At 69.6% G+C, this 18,000-nt stretch carries 15 protein-coding genes and 1 pseudogene; 7 read left to right on the top strand and 9 right to left on the bottom strand.

All coding sequences use genetic code 11. The annotated features are described in order from the left end of the window. Positions 1 to 81 precede the first annotated feature (81 nt). On the bottom strand, positions 82 to 1,671 hold the full coding sequence (locus RPQ07_RS21280) for a sodium:solute symporter family protein (RefSeq protein WP_313945764.1): 1,590 nt from the start codon (positions 1,669 to 1,671) through the stop codon (positions 82 to 84). Positions 1,672 to 2,020: 349 nt separating this feature from the next. Then, on the bottom strand, positions 2,021 to 2,803 hold the full coding sequence (locus RPQ07_RS21285; protein ID WP_313945765.1) for an SDR family oxidoreductase: 783 nt from the start codon (positions 2,801 to 2,803) through the stop codon (positions 2,021 to 2,023). Positions 2,804 to 2,887: 84 nt separating this feature from the next. Here RPQ07_RS21285 and RPQ07_RS21290 point away from each other — a divergent pair, with 84 nt between their 5' ends. Further along, entirely contained in the window at positions 2,888 to 3,739 is an 852-nt protein-coding gene (locus RPQ07_RS21290; RefSeq protein WP_313945766.1) for a hypothetical protein, read from the top strand. A gap of 114 nt (positions 3,740 to 3,853) precedes the next feature. On the opposite strand, the gene RPQ07_RS21295 is transcribed toward RPQ07_RS21290, so the two are convergent. The 3 genes from RPQ07_RS21295 to RPQ07_RS21305 all read right to left on the bottom strand — a co-directional run bounded on the left by RPQ07_RS21295 (position 3,854) and on the right by RPQ07_RS21305 (position 6,184). Then, positions 3,854 to 4,063 (bottom strand): DUF397 domain-containing protein, encoded by a 210-nt coding sequence (locus RPQ07_RS21295; protein ID WP_313945767.1) that lies wholly within the window; start codon positions 4,061 to 4,063, stop codon positions 3,854 to 3,856. 204 nt (positions 4,064 to 4,267) lie between these two features. Further along, positions 4,268 to 5,125 carry a helix-turn-helix transcriptional regulator gene (locus RPQ07_RS21300; RefSeq protein ID WP_313945768.1) on the bottom strand — a complete coding sequence of 286 codons (858 nt, stop codon included), beginning with the start codon at positions 5,123 to 5,125 and terminating at the stop codon, positions 4,268 to 4,270. Positions 5,126 to 5,455: 330 nt separating this feature from the next. Then, positions 5,456 to 6,184 carry a GOLPH3/VPS74 family protein gene (locus RPQ07_RS21305; RefSeq protein WP_313945769.1) on the bottom strand — a complete coding sequence of 243 codons (729 nt, stop codon included), beginning with the start codon at positions 6,182 to 6,184 and terminating at the stop codon, positions 5,456 to 5,458. A 232-nt stretch (positions 6,185 to 6,416) separates the two neighbouring features. On the opposite strand from RPQ07_RS21305, the gene RPQ07_RS21310 reads away from it, so the two are divergent. From RPQ07_RS21310 to RPQ07_RS21320, 3 genes are all read left to right on the top strand, one after another. Beyond that, a complete protein-coding gene (locus RPQ07_RS21310; RefSeq protein WP_313945770.1) occupies positions 6,417 to 9,110 on the top strand; it encodes a serine hydrolase in 2,694 nt (897 codons plus the stop codon). 303 nt (positions 9,111 to 9,413) lie between these two features. Beyond that, positions 9,414 to 11,321, top strand: coding sequence for an MFS transporter (locus RPQ07_RS21315; RefSeq protein ID WP_313945771.1), 1,908 nt, complete (start codon positions 9,414 to 9,416; stop codon positions 11,319 to 11,321). A 216-nt stretch (positions 11,322 to 11,537) separates the two neighbouring features. Beyond that, complete coding sequence (locus RPQ07_RS21320) at positions 11,538 to 12,356, top strand: adhesin (protein ID WP_313945772.1); 819 nt, start codon at positions 11,538 to 11,540, stop codon at positions 12,354 to 12,356. Positions 12,357 to 12,469: 113 nt separating this feature from the next. Here the strand turns inward: RPQ07_RS21320 and RPQ07_RS21325 are convergent, their stop codons facing one another. Further along, positions 12,470 to 12,772 (bottom strand): hypothetical protein, encoded by a 303-nt coding sequence (locus tag RPQ07_RS21325; RefSeq protein WP_313945773.1) that lies wholly within the window; start codon positions 12,770 to 12,772, stop codon positions 12,470 to 12,472. Between the two features lie 303 nt (positions 12,773 to 13,075). Between RPQ07_RS21325 and RPQ07_RS21330 the strand changes: the two genes are divergently transcribed. Both RPQ07_RS21330 and RPQ07_RS21335 read left to right on the top strand, forming a co-directional pair. After that, positions 13,076 to 13,636, top strand: coding sequence for a hypothetical protein (locus tag RPQ07_RS21330; RefSeq protein ID WP_313945774.1), 561 nt, complete (start codon positions 13,076 to 13,078; stop codon positions 13,634 to 13,636). Between the two features lie 299 nt (positions 13,637 to 13,935). Continuing rightward, positions 13,936 to 15,270, top strand: coding sequence for a hypothetical protein (locus tag RPQ07_RS21335; RefSeq protein ID WP_313945775.1), 1,335 nt, complete (start codon positions 13,936 to 13,938; stop codon positions 15,268 to 15,270). Between the two features lie 94 nt (positions 15,271 to 15,364). On the opposite strand, the gene RPQ07_RS21340 is transcribed toward RPQ07_RS21335, so the two are convergent. The 3 genes and pseudogenes from RPQ07_RS21340 to RPQ07_RS21350 all read right to left on the bottom strand — a co-directional run bounded on the left by RPQ07_RS21340 (position 15,365) and on the right by RPQ07_RS21350 (position 17,546). Beyond that, the gene (locus RPQ07_RS21340) at positions 15,365 to 15,760 is read right to left on the bottom strand and encodes a hypothetical protein (protein WP_313945776.1); all 396 of its coding nucleotides are present in this window, start codon (positions 15,758 to 15,760) and stop codon (positions 15,365 to 15,367) included. Between the two features lie 349 nt (positions 15,761 to 16,109). Next, on the bottom strand, positions 16,110 to 16,979 hold the full coding sequence (locus tag RPQ07_RS21345) for an AraC family transcriptional regulator (RefSeq protein WP_313945777.1): 870 nt from the start codon (positions 16,977 to 16,979) through the stop codon (positions 16,110 to 16,112). A gap of 345 nt (positions 16,980 to 17,324) precedes the next feature. Continuing rightward, positions 17,325 to 17,546 (bottom strand): annotated as a pseudogene (locus RPQ07_RS21350) (cold shock domain-containing protein). A 213-nt stretch (positions 17,547 to 17,759) separates the two neighbouring features. On the opposite strand from RPQ07_RS21350, the gene RPQ07_RS21355 reads away from it, so the two are divergent. Then, positions 17,760 to 17,987, top strand: a complete 228-nt coding sequence (locus RPQ07_RS21355; RefSeq protein WP_313945778.1) for a hypothetical protein — start codon at positions 17,760 to 17,762, stop codon at positions 17,985 to 17,987. Positions 17,988 to 18,000 lie beyond the last annotated feature (13 nt).

The raw sequence follows: 18,000 nt of genomic DNA on the forward strand, positions 1-18,000 counted from the left end.
CGGCACGGACCTGCGCCGGGGCCCGGCTCCATCCTCAGGAAGCCGGGCCCCGGTGCGTCAGGGTGTGTCGTCAGCGCGCCGTCAGCCGTCGGCCCCTTCGCGGCCGAGGACCTTCTCCCCGGCGGGCGCCGTCTGTCCCGGCACGGCGGCCGCCGCGGCACCCGCCTCCGGGCCGTCGTCGTCCGAGTTGATCCGGGCGATGACCGCGTCGCGTTCGGGAGTGTCCTCCGGCTTGAGGAAGCCGATCACGATGTAGAGCACCAGCGAGATCGCGAGCGGTACGGACACCTGGTACTGCAGAGCCACATCGGTCCTGGCGGTGCCGTCGATCTCGTAGTTGAGGAAGAAGAACGCGATGAGACCGGCCGCCCAGCTCGTGAGCGCCGCCGTCGGTCCGGACCTGCGGAACGGACGCAGCAGGCCGAGCATGAACGGGATCGCGATCGGTCCCATCAGTCCCGCCACCCACTTGATCACGACGGTGATGATGTCCTTGAACGTGGGCGAGTTGACCTGCGTCGCGATCGCCATCGACAGCGCGAGGAAGGCGATCGTCGACAGACGGGCGGCGATGAGCCCCGACCGCTCGCTCCAGCCCCGGGCCTTCTTCGACAGCACGGGTGCGATGTCCCGGGTGAAGACGGCGGCGATGGCGTTGGCGTCGGACGAGCACATGGCCATGGTGTGCGAGAAGAAGCCCACGATGACCAGGCCGAGGAGGCCGTGCGGCAGCAGCTGTTCGGTCATCAGCGCGTACGAGTCGGAGGCGTCCGGCTTCTTCGCCTCGATCAGCAGCGGCGCGCACCACATCGGGAAGAAGAGCACCAGCGGCCAGACGAACCACAGGATCGCGGAGAGGCGCGCCGAGCGCGTCGCCTCGCGGGCGTTGGCGGTCGCCATGTAGCGCTGCGCCTGGTTCCACATGCCGCCGTTGTACTCGAAGGTCTTGATGAAGAGGAACGCCAGCAGGAAGGTCACCGTGTAGGGGCCGGCGGTCGCGTCCGCGTGGCCCTGCATCTTCGGCTCGTCCCACACAGTCCACAGCGTGCTGAACCCGTCGAGTTCGCTCATGACGGCGAACAGCATCGCCAGGCCGGCGAACAGCTGGATGATGAACTGCCCCAGCTCGGTGAGGGCGTCGGCCCACAGACCGCCGATGGTGCAGTAGATACCGGTGATGACACCGGTGATGAGGATGCCCTGGTTGAGCGAGATGCCGGTGAACACGGAGAGCAGGGTGGCGATGGCGGCCCACTTGGCGCCCACGTCCACGATCTTCAGCAGCAGGCCCGACCAGGCGAGTGCCTGCTGGGTCTTGAGGTTGTAGCGGGTCTTCAGATACTCCAGCGGGGACGCGACGTGCAGCTTGGAGCGCAGCCGGTTCAGCCGGGGTGCGAAGAGCTTGGCGCCGATGAAGATGCCGATGGCGATCGGGAGGGACCACGTCACGAAGGACGTGACGCCGTAGGTGTACGCGATGCCCGCGTAGCCGGTGAACATCACCGCGCTGTAGCCGGACATGTGGTGCGAGATGCCCGACAGCCACCACGGCATCTTGCCGCCGGCGGTGAAGAAGTCGCTGACGTTGTCCACGCGCTTGTGCGACCAGAGTCCGATCGCGACCATCACACCGAAGTATCCGATGAGCACGGTCCAGTCGAGACTGTTCATGTGCCCCCTCCTGGGGTCCGCCTTGTGAACGTCCATGGCACTTCGTCAGTACGTCCGATCAGCGGCGCCCCCGTGCGGGATCGGGGACTTCCGGGATTGAACCGCCTGTTCGGGCGGCGGGTCAAGGCCTTCCGTGGTCATGAATGTGAACGCAGATCAGAAAGCAGAACGATTTTGCTTGTTCTTGACCTTCGGGGGCGTTGTCGTGAACGTGACGGCGGCCACACCATGAGCAGGCACTTCGTCAGGCTCCGGCCACAGAGAAAGACCGCACGGGATGCGGGTCCCGTGCGGCCGAGGAAAGGTGAGGCCAACTGCCCCATGAACAAGCCGGTTCGCGCGACGGCGGCTACCGCATCAACTCGCCGGCGTTGACCAGCAGCGACTGACCCGTGATCGCCCGGGCCCGGTCGGAGGCGAGGAACACGGCAGCCTCCGCGACATCTCCGTCCGTCGCCAGCTCGGGCAGCGCCATCCGCTCGGTGAGCCGGCCGAGCACCTCGGTCTCGGACACCCCCTCGGTGTGCGCGGTGAACTGGACGTACGCCTGGACCGGCGGGCCCCACATCCAGCCCGGCAGCACCGTGTTCACCCGGATGCGGTCCGGGCCCAGCTCCCGGGCCAGCGAGTACATCGCCGAGGTCAGCGCCCCCTTGGACGCCGCGTACGCCGCCTGCCACACCTGTGAGGGCGCGGCGACCGCCGACTGCGTGCCGATGATGACGACCGAGCCGCCGCGCTCCTTCAGGGCGGGCAGGCAGGCCCGGGTCATCCGCAGGGTGCCCAGCAGGTTCACATCGATGACCTGCTGCCAGGTCGCGAAGTCGGCGTCCGCGAGCCCGCCGAAGTAGCTGTCCCAGGCGGCGACATGGACGACCGCGTCGATCCCTCCGAAACGCTCCACGGCGAGCGCCGACAGGGCCTCGCACTGCGCCTCGTCGGTGATGTCGGTGGGCCGGAAGGCGGTCCGGGTGCCCTCCGGATCGATCTCGCCCGCCGACTTCGCGAGGTTCTCCTCGGTGCGCGCCCCGAGGACGGCGCGGCCCCCGTCACGTACGACGGTCGCGGCGATCTGATGGCCGAGCCCGGCGCCGACGCCGGACACGATGACGGTCTTCCCCTGCAGCAGCATCTCGACGGCTCCCGGCTCTGGCGAAACATCTGACGGCCCGTCAGAGTAGGTGCGTCCGCGGACGGAGGGAAGGGAGACGGTGGAATGAGCGACCGTACGACGAGCGACACACGCAGCGAGGTGTACGCCGAACTGGCCGGTGTGGGCCCGTACGGAGTGCGCCCCGGCCACGCCCTGATCACGATGGTCGAACCGCACCCGGGCCACGAGTACGCGTACAACCGCTGGTACGAGGACGACCACTACTACGCCGGCGCGATGGCCATGCCCTGGATCTACGCCGGCCGCCGCTGGGTCGCCACCAGGGACCTCCAACTGCTGCGCTACCCGGAGAAGTCGGCGGTGGCCCAGCCGGTCACCGCGGGCTGCTACATCTCCACGTACTGGATCACCGACGGCCGCTACGCCGACCACATGAAGTGGACGGTCGGCATCAACAAACGCCTGAACCGCGACGGCCGCGTCTACCAGGACCGTACGCATGTCTTCACGGCCTTCCAGGACCACGAGGCGACGGTCTACCGCGACGGAGCCGCGGGCCCGCGTGACCATCACGCGCTCGACCATCCCTACGCCGGCATGGTCGTCGAGGTCATCGACACGGACGGCCCCGAGCAGCGGGCCGAACTGCTGGACTGGCTGCGCACCCGCCACCTCCCGAAGCGCCTCGCGGGCTCCGGTACGGCCATGGTGACCGTCTTCCTGCCGACGCCCCTGCCGGGCGACCGGATGACGTACGTCAAGCAGGTGGAGGGCGTCGACACGCGCCTCACACTGCTCTGGTTCCTGGAGCAGGACCCGCGGGAGCGGTGGGACGCCGACTTCGCGGGTCTGGACGGGGAGGTCGCCGCGTCGGGTCTCGGGCGGGTGGAGCTGGTGGCGCCGTTCATCCCGACGGTGCCGGGGACGGACCGCTACGTGGACCGGTTGCGCTGACGGATCCGGCCCCGCAGGTGGCCGAGCCCCCTCGGCCGGGACGGCGGACCAGTCGAGAGGGCTCTGTCAGGTGGTGCGTGGACAACAGGTGCTCTTCGGTACTCGGCGTACGGCTCAGCCGAGATCGAAGGCTCCCTGCCCGACCTCGTTCACGAACGCGTTCCACGATTCGGGGACGAAGCTGATCGACGGGCCCGCGGGGACCTTGGAGTCCCGGACGGCGATGGCTTGTTCGACGGGGGACTTGACCTCTACGCAAGCACCGTTGCCCGTGGAGTACGAGGACTTGGTCCAGGTCTCCGTGGCGCCCTGAATGATTGCCATGTTCGCTCCGCTTGTGCGAGTGATGTGATGCGCCAACGTCTGTGCTGGCGTGATCGACGCTACTCGCCGCCATCGGCCGGTGAGGCAGCCGTTCACTCGACCGGATGGCATATTCCAGATGACACCTCCGCCGCACCTGGCGGGGGTGTACCTTACGGTTTTCATCGTTGCGAACGCGTTCCTGACGGCCTTTCGGCCAACTCCTCAGCGCGCGTAGTCCTTTGCGATGTCCGCGATGAAGGCCCGCGTCTGGTCCACGTTCAACGCCTGGGCGCGCAGATGCTCGTACATGACGCTGTACTTCTGGACGTCGTTGGCCTTCTCCAGATACAGGTCGCTCGTGACGCCCTCGATGTAGACCACGCTCGAGTCCGAAGCGTCCGGGAACTCCAGGATCGCGTACTGGCCGTTGATCCCCGGGTGCGCGCCCATGTCGAAGGGCAGCACCTGCACGGTGACATGCGGCAGCTGGGACAGCTCCACCAGATGCTCCAGCTGCTCGCGCATCAGGTTCTTGCCGCCGACGAGCCGGCGCAGGGCGGCCTCGTCGATCACGACCCACAGCCGCAGCGGATGGTCGGAGTCCTTGATCCGGTCCTGGCGGCGCAGCCGGACGCTGACCCGCTTGTCGATGTCGGTGGTGCCGGTCTCCGGCAACGCGCCCGCGATGAGGGCCTCCGCGTACTGCCGGGTCTGCAGCAGACCGGGCACGACCTGCGGTTCGTACACCCGCAGACTCGCCGCGTCCGTCTCCAGGCCGATGTAGACGCTGTACGGGATGTCGCCGAAGGCGTGCCACCAGCCCTGCTGGCGGGAGTCCTTGGCCATCTGCATCAGGGAGTCGACGATCCGGTGGTCCTCGACCTCGTACACGCCGCACAGGTCGCGGACATCGCGCTGGCTGATGGAACGGCGGCCGTTCTCGAGGCGGCTGATCTTGGACTGCGACACCAGGAGGCGCTCCGCGACCTCTTCGGCCGTCATGCCCTTCAGCTCACGGAGCCGGCGCAGCTCCTGGCCCAATCGGCGTCGCCTGACGGTGGGATTGACACTGGACGCCACGGAAACTGCACCTCCGGCTGCGTTGCTGAGCGTATCTACCGCTCAGCAGACTGCCACCAATGGTCATGGCCGCGCTGAGAAATAGCCACACGCGCGGCACGCACCGTACGGAGTCCACCACCATGTGGTCACAACGGGAGCACAGGCGGAACGGCGTGCGGCACCCGACGCGAGGGCGCGTGGGACACGCGCGGACGCGCGGGGCGGCCGTGAGGCTGCCCCGCGCGTCATGTGCGGCTCCCGAACCGGGTCATGGGGACGTCGGTGCGGCGAAAAACCGGTGGTGCGGGTGGTGCTGTCGTGCTCTCGGTGCGGATCGTGCTGCTGAACTCAGTGCGCCGGGATGCGGGCCATGGTCCCGCGGTGCGGCTGCATCGACGCGGCGGCCACCTGACGGCTGCCGGTCGCTGCGGCGGGATTGCGGCGAGGCTGAGCGGCCACACCGTTCTGGACGTCCATCACGGCGTGCGCCACGAGACCGCCCATGGGGTCGTGCCTGATGAGATCCCGCAGACGGGATCGCGAGGAACGCCCCTCATTCCCTGGGTACAGATGCTTGCCGAGTCCGACCGCGTGGGCCAGCGCGGCGAGCGCCGCGGTCCGCGGGTCCGGCGGTACGCCGGTGCGGATCGCACTGTCCAGCCGGGCTCTGATGTCCCGGCTGATCGCCGTCTCCGTCGCCTGGTAGCGAGTCGTCGGCAGCACCCCGCACATCTGGCCCGCCACGGCATGCACCATGCCGCACCGCTCCAGATGGGAGAGGTAAATCTGGCGGAGCCCCAGCCGGGGCCCGCCAATCCAGTGAACTGCGCGAACCGGGCTGCCGCGTCTGCGCAACAGCTCCAGTGCGGAGTCCAGTGTCGGATCTCCTGTCGGCCGTGGCATCACCACGGCGATACGATCCCCGTCCGGGGCTATCCGTCCTGCCAGAGCCAGCTCCACTAGCTGAGCTCCGGCCAGGCCGAGGTCGAGCGACTGCGGCTGCGCTGTGGTACCCGTGGTCGGGTCCAGAGCGAGCAGCAGAAGCTCTTCCGGAAGTGTTCTGCGGCTCCTGCCCATCCATGCCTCCCCGCGTGGATGAATGACAGGGTGACCCCTCTCACATTGGTCTGTCGAGAGCGCGTGGGTGCTTCGTACTGGAACCGACACGTATGTCGTTCTCGTCTAGGCGCAAGGGGCGCACTCTCACACAGGACACTGGTAGATGGTTCGGACAACACGGGCTGTCGTCTGCGGCGGCGCCCCAGCGCGTACGTACGGCAGATGACGCATGACTCATGGAGGAGGCACGGTGGCGGGCGAGTCCCCCGACAAGTCGGAGCAGCGGAAGTCGTCGGGGGAGACGACTTCGGGTGAACGTGACCCGCGGCTCGCCGTGTTCCGCCAGGCATCGGCCCCGGCTCCGGCCGTGGACCAGCCGACGGCGGTCTTCAAGATGCCGGAGGCTTCCGAGCCGGATCCGGTGAGCCCCGATCCGGTCCACGCCGAGACGGTCCGCGCCGAACCGGGCACGGAGTCGGGCTCGGCGGAGAACGACGCGAGGCTGCGGGCCGCGGTGGCGGCGTGGGTGGCGTCGACGGACGAGGAGCCGGCGAAGTCCGGCGCGCAGTCCGATGCGGAGTCGGACTCGGGATCCGGTGGGGACTCGGCTTCGGGCTCCTCGGCGGACGCCGAGGCGGAGTCGGATAACGAGCCGGAGTCGGTGGCGCAGACGTCGGAACTGCCCGAGCCGGCGGCGACGGCGGAACTCCCCGTGACGCCGGACGAGGTGGAGCCGGAGGGGCCCGCCGCGGACGAGGAGCCCGAGGACGCGCCCGCGGCCGCGAGCGAGCCGGACACGGCCGAGGACGACCGGTCCGAGGAGGCGGCTGAGCCCGCTGCCCGGGACGAGAAGCCCGCGTCCGACGCCGACCAGCCTGAACCGGCCGACCAGCCCGAACCGGCCGACACGCCCGACGCGGTGGTTGCCGAGGACGCGGTCCCGGTCGAGGACCCGACCGAGGCGGAGACGTCGCAGGACGCCGAGCCGGCCACGGCCGATGACAGCGTTGCCGAGGCTGACGCGGATGCCGTTGACGAGGCCGATGCGGACGCCGACGCCGACGCCGACGCCGACGAGCCTCGCTCGTCCGGTGCGGCAGTGGCCGACGCCGCTGCAGAAACGTCCACACCCGAGCCCCCCGCCGACAGGACCGATGGCGACACCGGCAAGGACGCCGAGGCCGACAAGGGCACCGACACCGGCAAGGACCCCGCCGGCTCCACGGCATCCGACGGATCCTCCGCCGCAAAGGCGGACGTCACTCCTGCAAAGGAAGACGCCGCCCCCGCAAAGGAAGACGCCGCCCCCGCCGAGCCTGCCGTCGACCAGCCCACCGCCGTCTTCAAGGCGCCCCGGAAGCCTCCCGTCGACAACCCCACCACCGCGCTCAAGATGCCGCCCGCGCCCCGGCCCGAGGCCGCCCCCGCGCCCGCCGAGCGGACCAGCACCTTCGTGCCGCTGCGTGTCGACGACGGCGTGCGGACGCCGACCGCCAAGAGGGCCGAGGCCATTGCCCCGGCCGCGCCCGCGAAGTCCCCGGCCGCGCCGGACAAGCCCGCGGCGCCCGCGAAGCCGGCGGCCGCCGCACCCGCGTCCGCCGCCGCACCCGAATCGCTCACCGAGGCCGAGCGCACCCGGCAGCAGCCCATGCCGCCGCTGCCCCCGCTCGATCTGCTCGCCGAGCTGACGAACACGCCGCCCCCGCCGCAGACAGCCGTGCGCACGGTCTTCAGGCGGTTCAAGATCTGGACGCCTCTCGTCGTCCTGCTCCTGATCGTCTTCGCCATCGCACAGGCTGTGCGTCCGCTCCCCGAGCCGGAGCTCGCGCTCTCCGTCGACCCCACCTACACCTTCCAGGGCGGCAAGCTCAGCCTGCCGTTCCCGGGTGAGGGCCAGGGCGCCGTCGAGGTCGAGGGCGTCGGGACCATCGGTACGTACGGCGCGCAGAAGCCCGCGCCGATCGCGAGCGTCGCCAAGACGATGACGGCGTACGTGATCCTCAAGAACCACCCCATCACCGGCGAGGAGGTGGGGCCGACGATCACGGTCGACCAGCAGGCCGAGGACGAGGGCCGCAACGAGGACGAGTCGACGGCGAAGGTCACGCAGGGGCAGCAGTTCACCGAGCGTCAGATGCTCCAGCTGCTGATGATCCCCTCCGGGAACAACGCGGCGCGTCTGCTCGCCCGCTGGGATGCCAAGACCGAGGCCGAGTTCGTCAAGAAGATGAACGACGCCGCCAAGGAACTCGGCATGACCAACAGCACCTACACGGACCCGAGCGGCCTCAAGGCCACCACCGTGTCCACGCCGCTGGACCAGCTGAAGCTGGCCAAGGCGGTCATGCAGAACGACATCTTCCGCGAGATCGTCGACACGCCCATGACGACCATCCCCGGCATCCAGGGCTCCATCAGGAACAACAACGACAAGGCCCTGCTGAAGGACGGTGTCGGCGGCATCAAGACCGGCTCGTCCACCCCCGCCGGCGGCAATCTGCTCTGGGCAGCCAACACCAGGGTCGACGGCAAGATCCGCCGCATCGTCGGCATCACCATGGGCGTCCAGAACGCGCAGATCCTCAACTCCAAGCTCGAGCTGGCCATCGACCACAGCATCAAGGTGATCGAGGCGGCCCAGAGCGGCGTCACCTCCGCGACCGTCGTGAAGAAGGGCGCCGTCGTGGGGTACGTGGACGACGGGTTCGGCGGCCGCACGGCCGTGGTCGCCACCAAGGACCTCAAGGCCGTCGGCTGGGGCGGTCTGGAGATCAAGATCGCGATCAACGACGCGGGCAAGAGCCTGCCGCACACCGCCTCGGCGGGCGACATCGTGGGCCAGGTCTCCGTCGGCTCCGGCACCGGCAAGGTGACGGCACCGGTCGCGCTCCAGAAGGACCTGGCGGAACCTGGGTTCGGCGACAAGCTGACGCGCATCGGCTAGGACGGCCCGAGCCGTACGGCCGACGTGCGTCGGTCAGGACGGCCCCGAGTCGTACGGCAGGTGCGGGACCTCCGGACCGGAGGTCCCGCACCTGCCACGCGGGCGCCCCGGTACCGGGGCGCCCGCGTGCTAGCGTCCCGGGCAACTCGCGGGGCAACTCAAGGACGCCGGGACAGCGTCCTTGAGGATGGAATCGCCGGCGACGGCGCGCGCCGCGCACGGCGGGCCGGACGACAACGGCCCGCGGCGCACGGCGGGCCCGACGACAACGGCACACGGACGGGGAAGACGGGGAGAGCCGCAGTGACCACTGCCGAGCCGGCCCAGGCGGACGGCAGCAGCACCGGCGCGGGGCCGCGAATACGCGGGCCCCTGACCGGCTCCGACCGCGACCGGAACGACTCCGAAGCCCTCGGCGGCGGTCCCGCCGACGGGTCCTCCGACGGTTCGGACGGACCCCCGGGCGGATCCTCGGGGGCCGACCGCGGACCCCTCGCCGAACTCCGGGACCGCCTCTCCCGCCGCCCCGTGCTCGTCGCCACCGCCCTCGCGGCGCTGGTGCACCTCATCTGGTTCTTCTTCTTCGCCAACAGCGGCGGTGACATCGCGGCCCAGGACGCCTGGGCGGAGTTCGTCGGCCGCCATCCCGACTCCGCGTACAACCTCGCCTGGTACGGCGGGATGCACCCGGTCTCGTACAGCGTCGTCTCGCCCTATCTGATGTCGCTGATCGGCGTCCGCTCGACGATGATGGTCGCCGGCACGGTCTCGGCCGCGCTGACCGCGCTGATCCTCGTGCGCGTCCGTGCCGTCCGCAATCCGCTGGCCTGCTCGCTCGCCGGGGTCTTCGCCTTCCTGTGCAACGCCCTGTCCGGGCGGGTCACCTTCGGCCTCGGCATGATGTTCGCGCTCGGAGCCGTCGCCGCGGTCTTCTGCTGGCCGCACCGCTGGCGGATGAACCGCTGGGCCAAGGCGTCCGTGGCCGCCCCGCTCGCCGGTCTCGCCACCGCGGCCAGCCCGGTCGCCGGTCTCTTCCTCGGCGTCATCGCGGCCGCGCTGTTCCTGAACGGTCGCCGGCCGGGGGCGTACGCCCTGGGCCTCGCCCCGGTCGTCGTCGTCGCGCTGTCCGCCTGGCTGTTCCCCTTCTCCGGCACCCAGCCGATGTCGTTCTGGTCGACGTCCCTCCCCTTCCTGTACGGGGTGTTCGTTCTCGTCCTCGTACCGAAGGACTGGCGAACGGTCCGCACCGCGGCGGCCGTCTACGCGCTGGGCACGCTGCTGACCTGGCTGATCGACTCCCAGATCGGCTCGAACGTCTCCCGGCTGCCGATGCTGTTCGCGGGCGTGGTGCTGCTGGCGGCGCTCCCGTTCACCCGGCCGCGCTCGCGGAAGTGGTACGCGCTCGTCATCGTCTTCGCAGGCCTGAACTTCTGGATCGGCTTCAAGGCCGTGGACGACATGGTCCGCACCGCGCCGACGGCGTCCTGGAACCGTGAGCTCGCCCCGCTCGTCAACCGGCTCCAGCAGGTGAACGCCGAACGCGGCCGGGTCGAGGTGGTCCCGGCAAGCAGCCACCGCGAGGCGTCCGCCCTCGCGCCGTACGTCAATCTGGCCCGCGGCTGGAATCGCCAGGCCGACATGAAGCGCAACCCGCTCTTCTACGACGACGACAAGACCCTCACCTCCGCCGGCTACCGGGCCTGGCTGGACCGGTGGGCGGTGCACTACGTCGTCCTGCCCAAGGGGTCGCCCGACGAGAGCGGCGCCCGTCAGGAGGCGGAGCTGGTCCGCGAGGGGCAGCCCTACCTCACGCGCATCTGGGGCGACGGCAACTGGCAACTGTTCGCCGTCAAGGATCCGATGCCGCTGGCCGACCCGCCGGCCACGGTGGACCACGCCGGCGCGGGGGACCTCACCATCCAGGTGAAGGCGGCGGGACGGGTGCTGATCCGGGTGCCGTACTCGCCCTGGCTGAGTCTCGTCGACGAGGACGGCAAGAAGGTGGAGGGCCCCCAGGAGACGGAGGCCTCGAAGCTGCGCGAGGACGGGCCGAAGAGCTTCACCAATCCGAACGGCTGCCTCATCAAGGTGGAGCAGGACACGGAGGGCGACGAGTGGACCGAACTGCTCGCGCCCCGTCCCGGCGTCTACCGGCTGGCGGCTCCGTACGGGCTTCCGCGGGGCACCGCGTGCCCGGATGAACTTCGGTAGCCCCCTTACCCGCGTTAACACCTACAGGGCCCTGGCCTGCTGATGCATAGTGGACACGTTTTCCATACCGAGCAGTTGGTCTAGTGGTGCGGGTGTGACATGGCGTGCGAACGATGCGACGGCAACGGCGGTGGCGCGCTGTCGGGTCGGCGCTGCCCGCAGTGCGGCGACACCGGAACAGGCGGGCCGTACGGGCACGCCGGGGGCGGGGACTGGATGGCACGCACGGCAGTCACGGGACGGGTGCCTCGCCTCTCCCGTGGAGGAAGGATTCTGCTGATCGGCGGAGTCGGGCTGACAGCGCTGGCCCTGGCGGTCTCGGCGGCCGCGATGTACGGGGGTGACTCACCGTCGGACGCGTCCGACGACTCCGGGTCCCGCTTCGACCCCGGCGCCGTCGGCGGGGCCCCGCAGCGGATCGAGCCCTCGGTCGAGCCGTCCCGCTCGGCATCGGACCAGCCGTCACCCGGAGAGGGGGAGGACGGCCGGAAGTCCCCGAAACCACCGCAGAGCGGCAAGCGTCCCGCGTACTCCGCCTGGGCCGGACCGGGTTGCGACGGCGGCGGCCGGTACGAGGAAGACGGCCGCTTCCGCGACGGCTTCGCGGGCTGGTACACGGTGAACGTCGGCGGCCACACGGGCGACGGCTGCGACGGCCGGTTCACCTCCATCCCCATGTCGGGCAGCGCCACGAAGGACACCGACGGCACGGCGACCTGGTCCTGGTACGTGGGCAGCGGCTACACGACCTGCTCGGTGGCCGTGGTGGTCCCGAAGGGCGGCCGGGACGAGGACGTGGCGGGCGACCCCACGGTCTACAAGGTGCTGGCGGACCCGGCCGATCCCGACAGCCTGATCAAGACGTTCCAGGTCGACCAAGTGGCGCTGCGCGACAAGGGCGCGATCATCCAGAAGATCCCGGTCCGCGACCAGCAGCTGACGGTCCGGCTCGTGGACAGGGGAGTGGACTTCGGCGCCGGCCGCGAGGGGGCCCACCACGCGGCGGCGCAGATGCGGGCGGACTGCACGACCTGACCCGGCAGGGCCCTGGTACTGCTCGGTCGACACGCGCCGCGCGGGGAGGCGTTGGCGGGTCGACCGAGCGTATGCGGCGGCGCGTTGCGAGCGGCCGGAAGGGGCTCCTGCCGTCAGCCCGTTGCCGAGGCGGCTCCGGTTGTCGCCGAACGGACGGCCTCGTCGCAGCCGTCGCACGTCAGACCGCTCCACCGCGGCGCATGCCACGTGGCGGGGTCCGGCGCCGTGTGCGCGGTCTGCTCCATGTCCGACGCCGGCTGCCCGCACATCGTCCGCGCCTCGACCCACTCCGCACCGTCGGGGTCGGGCCACTGGACGGCGTGCACGCGGACCGGCCGGCGGATGTCATGACCGCTCGGGCCGAAGTGTTCGTGATCCTGCGCGGCGGCCTGTATCGCCGTGGCGTACTGACTCATGCGCAGACCTTAGGACGGAACCCCGTTTTCGGAACCCCGTATGCGCACCAAATTTTCGCCTTCTCGGTCGGCGGCGCAAAGCGGTTCCGGAGCCCGCGGGGCCGGTCCGCCGACCGGGCGGAACGGGCCCTTCACCCGGCATTTCCCTCCTTTCGGGACCCCTCTGAACAGCGAACTCCCGGTAACCCTGGGGGATTTCGCAATGTTGTTTCGCAACGCCTACCCACCGGAATGACCTTGCTGCATAGTGTCGCCATGACGTGCAGGGGATGTGGGCGCAATCACAGGGGTGCGCTCCCGGGAATGTGGGCGGACAACTGTGCCGTCGATGCCGCGGCGCTGCCGCCGGCGGACTCACGGTACGACTGGAACGGGCAGTGGACTCCCGAAGGCCCCGCGCACGCCCGGACGACCGTTCTGACGCGCGTCAGAACGGCGATGCTCGGGACGGGCATCGCGCTGGTCCTCGGCGCGTTGGTGTCGAGCGTGGCGCTGGCGGGCGGAGGCGAGGGCAACCCCGAGTACACCCCGCTGGACAACGACCTGGGCGGCCGCCCGAACCTCATCACCCCGGCGGCCCCGCCGCCTGACCCGTCCCCGAGCGCCACCTCCCGGGCCCCGTCCCCGGACCGCACCCGTGAGGTGGTCCCCGCGACCGAACGCCGCCGCGAGCCCCGCCCGACCCCGACGAAGTCGACGACCCCGAAGCCGACAGTGAGCAGCACCCCGACGTCGGGGGTGTCGATCCAGCCGTGGCCGGAGTACACGTGGCGGGACGACGACGACTGGCGGGACGACGACGACTGCCGGGACGGGAGGGACCGCGACCGGGACGGGCATCACCACGATCATGGATGCTGGTGACGGGGTGCTGGTGACGGGGCGCGTCCGGAAGGCGGCTCCTCCGCCGAGCCGGGAATGGCCCTCTGACTTTCGTGCACCCCGTGTCCGCTGATGCCGGCCTTTCGGTTCACGTCCGTGCGAGCCCCTTGCGCCTGATGCATCGTTCTCTCTGAATTCGTCATTCGCGGCGTCACCCCCGGGCTTAGTCCCGTCCCTCATCGCATTGCAGCCTCGGACGGCTGCGTTTCCCACCAGCGCGCGACTCACCCGTCGGGACCACCCGGGTCGCGCGCCGGGCACCGCGCGGATCTTCTGGAACCATGACCAACCCAGGCGGTGAGCCGGGCTCGAACCGGGAAAGCAGTGACATCGACGAGCTCCGGCACCGGGTGGGAGCCCTGGAGGGTGGTGCGCGCCCGCATACGGCGGGGCACCCGTGGCGGACCACGGGCTCGGTCCTGCTGATCCTCTTCGCGGCCCTGCTGTCGGTGCTCGCCGTCGTCGCGGTCTGGGCGAACAGCATCGTGCGGGACACGAACCGCTATGTCGCCACGGTGGGGCCGCTGGCCTCCGATCCGGATGTGCAGCAGGCGGTCACCAACCGGGTCACCAACGAGGTGCTGGCACGGATCAACGTGGACGCGCTGGTCAAGGAACTCCAGACCGCCGTGTCGGAGCGGGGTGTCCCGCCGAGGGCGGCCGAGCTGGTCGGGAATCTGGAGAAGCCGATCAAGAACGGTCTGGAGCAACTGGTCAGCCGCACCACGGAGAGGGTCGTCAGCAGCAGCGCCTTCGAGACCTTCTGGGTCGACGCGAACCGCTCGGTCCACAGCGCTCTGGACAAAGCTCTGACGGGCAGCAGCGACAGCGCGGTCTCCCTGAAGGGCAACCAGGTGGCCATCGACGTGGGGCCGCTGGTGGCGAAGGTCAAGCAGCGACTGATCGACGCAGGTCTCGGGGTGGCCGCGAAGATCCCGGACGTCCAGACCGACTTCGTGGTGTTCCAGTCGGACAACCTCGGCAAGGTGAAGACCTACCTGAGGGTGCTGCAGATCATGGGCACCTGGTTGCCCTTCATCGCCCTGCTGGTCGCCGCCGCGGGGGTGTACACCGCCACCAAACGGCGCCACGCCCTGATCGGCGCCGGGCTGGCGGTGTTCGCGGCCATGTTGTTGCTCGGCATCGCGCTCACCGTCTTCCGCGATGTGTACCTCGACCATCTGCCCCCGGAGGTGTCCCAGGCTGCCGCCGGCACGGTGTACGACGCTCTGATCAAGTTCCTGCGCGCCGGTGTACGGGCGCTGGGCGCCGTCGCCCTCATCACCGCCGTGGGCGCCTTCCTCTGCGGTCCGTCCCGGATCGCCGTCCTCATCCGTGCGGGATGCACCCGAAGCATCGGTGCTCTCCGGGGTGTTGCGGCATCGGCGGGACTGCGCCTGGGCGCGGTCGGCAGGTTCGTGCACCGCTTCAAGCGGTGGATCGGGGCCGCGATCCTGCTGGTCGCCGTGATCGTCCTGTTCACCTGGAGCTACCCGACCACGATGGTGGTGGTGTGGACGACGGTGATCGTGCTGGTGGGCTTCGCGATCCGGGAGTTCCTGGACGACGACTCGGCGACGCCTTCCGGCACTGCGTCGGGCTCCGCGGCCGGCTGACGGCCGGGCTCACCTCGCCACGCGACCGGCCATGTCAAGAAGCGCCCGACCCCGAGGAGTCGGGCACTTCAGGTGCGGCAGAGATCTCACCAGGTCAACGGTGTCGCTTCTCCGCTTCCACCAGAGCCGTGACGAGAACCTCGAAGGCCGCCGCGTTCTTCGGGGACTTGATGCCGAGCCGCTGCGCGGCAAGCTGCACGGTCAGAGGGCGGTTCGCTAGCGCGGGTGTGTCCTCCAGTATCCCGGCCGCCCGGAGTAGATCCTTTTGCGGGATGTCCAGGGCCGCCGCCAAGGGTTTGAGCAGGTCGATCGGGACCTCGTACTCTCCCGCGAGGATTCTGGATATGTCGGCCTCCGGCATCTGTGCCGCTTGGGCGAGCTTGGCCTTGCCGTCTCCAGACGAGGAGTTCACGGCGTAGCCCGCCCTGGTCGCGCTGCTGCTCACATAACGAGCAAAGGCCTTGGCTTTGGGATCCGGTCGCTTTGCCACTCACTGTCCCTTCTGTTGCAGGATCAAGCAGGATGCCACTCCTCTACCGTTCTGAGTAGGGCGCGGCCCAGGTGGCTCTGGGCAACGCGCTGTTCTCCCGGTCCCAGAGGCGGCCGCCTCTCCTTCGCCGGGCACAAGGTGGCCGTCTCGCCGTGGATTCGCGTTGGCCCGCCCTTGGTCACCTCGTCTGCGAATCGCCCTCGACGTTCGCTCGATGCCGCCCGCGCCGATGGCATCTGTGGATGTCAAAGGCCCCGGACCATGATCGGTCCGGGGCCCTTTTGACCGGTGCGCCGCCGGCAGGATCCGAACCTGCGGCACCCGCTGCGAGGAGTTCGCGAGCGTCACCTCACGCGGGTTCCACGGGCAGCCACAGTTCGCAGGTCGCGGAGCTGAAGTCGTCCGCGCGCTCGAGGATCGCAACGAGCGAGGGACCCGGCCGGAGACGCCACGGGTTGGAGGGGAACCACTCGGTCGCGGTCGCGGCCCACGTTGTCTGCAGGGCCTGGGGATGCGGTCCGGCGGTACGGAAGACCGCCCACTTGCCGGCCGGTACCTCGATGGCGTCGAGGTCGCCGGGGGCCGGCGTGTCCCGTGAGACGGCGACCCCGTGCAGGTAGGTCAGTTCGCTCCCCTCCGTGCTGTCGGGGTCGAGGTCGTCGCAGACCTGAAGCAGGCCGCCCGGGTCGGTGTCGCTGAGCGCCTTCAGCCGGAGGTGCTCCTCCTGCGGCAGTGCGGTGATGTGCTGCTGGATGTGCGGGTTGATGCCCTGGTGGATGAGCGGGACCCGGGCCGCGTGTCCGACCAGGCGGAACGCGGGGCGTTCGACGAGGCGGGTGTCCATGGGGGTGCTCCCTTCGACGGTCAGGCGGAACCTGAGCTGTGGTTGTGTGCGCAGGGGGCCTCCGTCGCGGCGCACGTCACCGGGGCCGACGCCGTGGACGGCACGGAAGGCACGCCCGAACGCCTCGGCCGAGCCGTACCCGTACCGGACGGCGATGCTCAGCAAGTCGCCTTCGCCCTGGACGACATCGGCGGCGGCGAGGGTCATACGGCGTCGGCGCACGTACTCCGACAGCGGCATGCCGGCCAACGACGAGAACATCCGTCGCAGGTGGTATTCGGTCGTGCCGAGCCGCACGGCCAGTCCGTGGACGTCGAACTCATCGCCGAGGTGCTCCTCGACGAGATCGACAAGCTGGTTGAGTGCCGAGATCACGAGACCTCCTTTCGAGGTCAACCCTGCCTGGCGGAGCCCCTGCGGTACCCGACCGTTGCGGTCCGGTCCGATCATGCACCGGGGGTGGCCCGATCGGCCTCGACGAGGCGGTTCGGCCGTGAATGGCCGTCGCTGTTGATGTCGGACCTGGCTGACAAAGAGCACCTACTGAATTCAGTAGGTGCTCTTTGCGCTGGTGCCCCCGGCAGGATTCGAACCTGCGACACCCGCTTTGAGGTGTTCGATCAACCGGGAGCTACTGCATGTCGCGGTGAAGCGTGCGGTGGCGTTGCGGACTGCTGGGGACCGGCGACGTACGCCGTCGTTGAGGTCAGCTGTGGAATGTCAAGCTGTCCGAGGCACGATGCTCACCGCGCGGTAGTCGTACCCGTCCTGCGCGAAGCCAGGAACTTCTGTGTGAGTTCGACCTGCTGGCCGGCCGACAGGTCGCGGAAACCGGTCGCCTGGATGTCGGCGTAGTGGCCGAAGCAGCCGCCGGGGGTCTCTGGGTGAGTCCAGAACACCCCACCCTTCTTCGTCGTCCCACTCGCGGACAGTCGCAGTCACCGAGGCGTCGCGCTTGACTGCTCTTGACCGCTGGGATCCGCTCTTTCTGGCACGGATCTGGCACGGGCTTCCATCCGCTCTGACAGGTCGCGTCAGCGACCCCGCACCCGACAGCACTGTCACCCGAATGGCCCAACATGACGTGCCACCCATTTGGGTGAAGATCAGGCTGGTTAGTGCCCCAACCGAGGCAATCTGTGAAAGGCGAACCACATGCGCATTCGACGAATACTCGCCACAGTCTTCGCCACGGCAGCCCTCGCCGGACTCGGCTTCACAGGCGCCGCCACCGCGACCGCCGCGAGCGCCACCGCCGTCAGCGTCATCCCGGCCAGCGTCACGCCGGGTGAGTGCACGGACGGCGGCGGAACGATCGACAGGTCGACGGCCCCGCTCCCGACCTGCAGAGGCGGTGCGCACAACGGGCAGACGGTCGACTAAACCCCACTAGGGC

The organism is Streptomyces sp. AM8-1-1 (assembly GCF_032229325.1).
GTDB classification, from domain to species: domain Bacteria; phylum Actinomycetota; class Actinomycetes; order Streptomycetales; family Streptomycetaceae; genus Streptomyces; species Streptomyces achmelvichensis.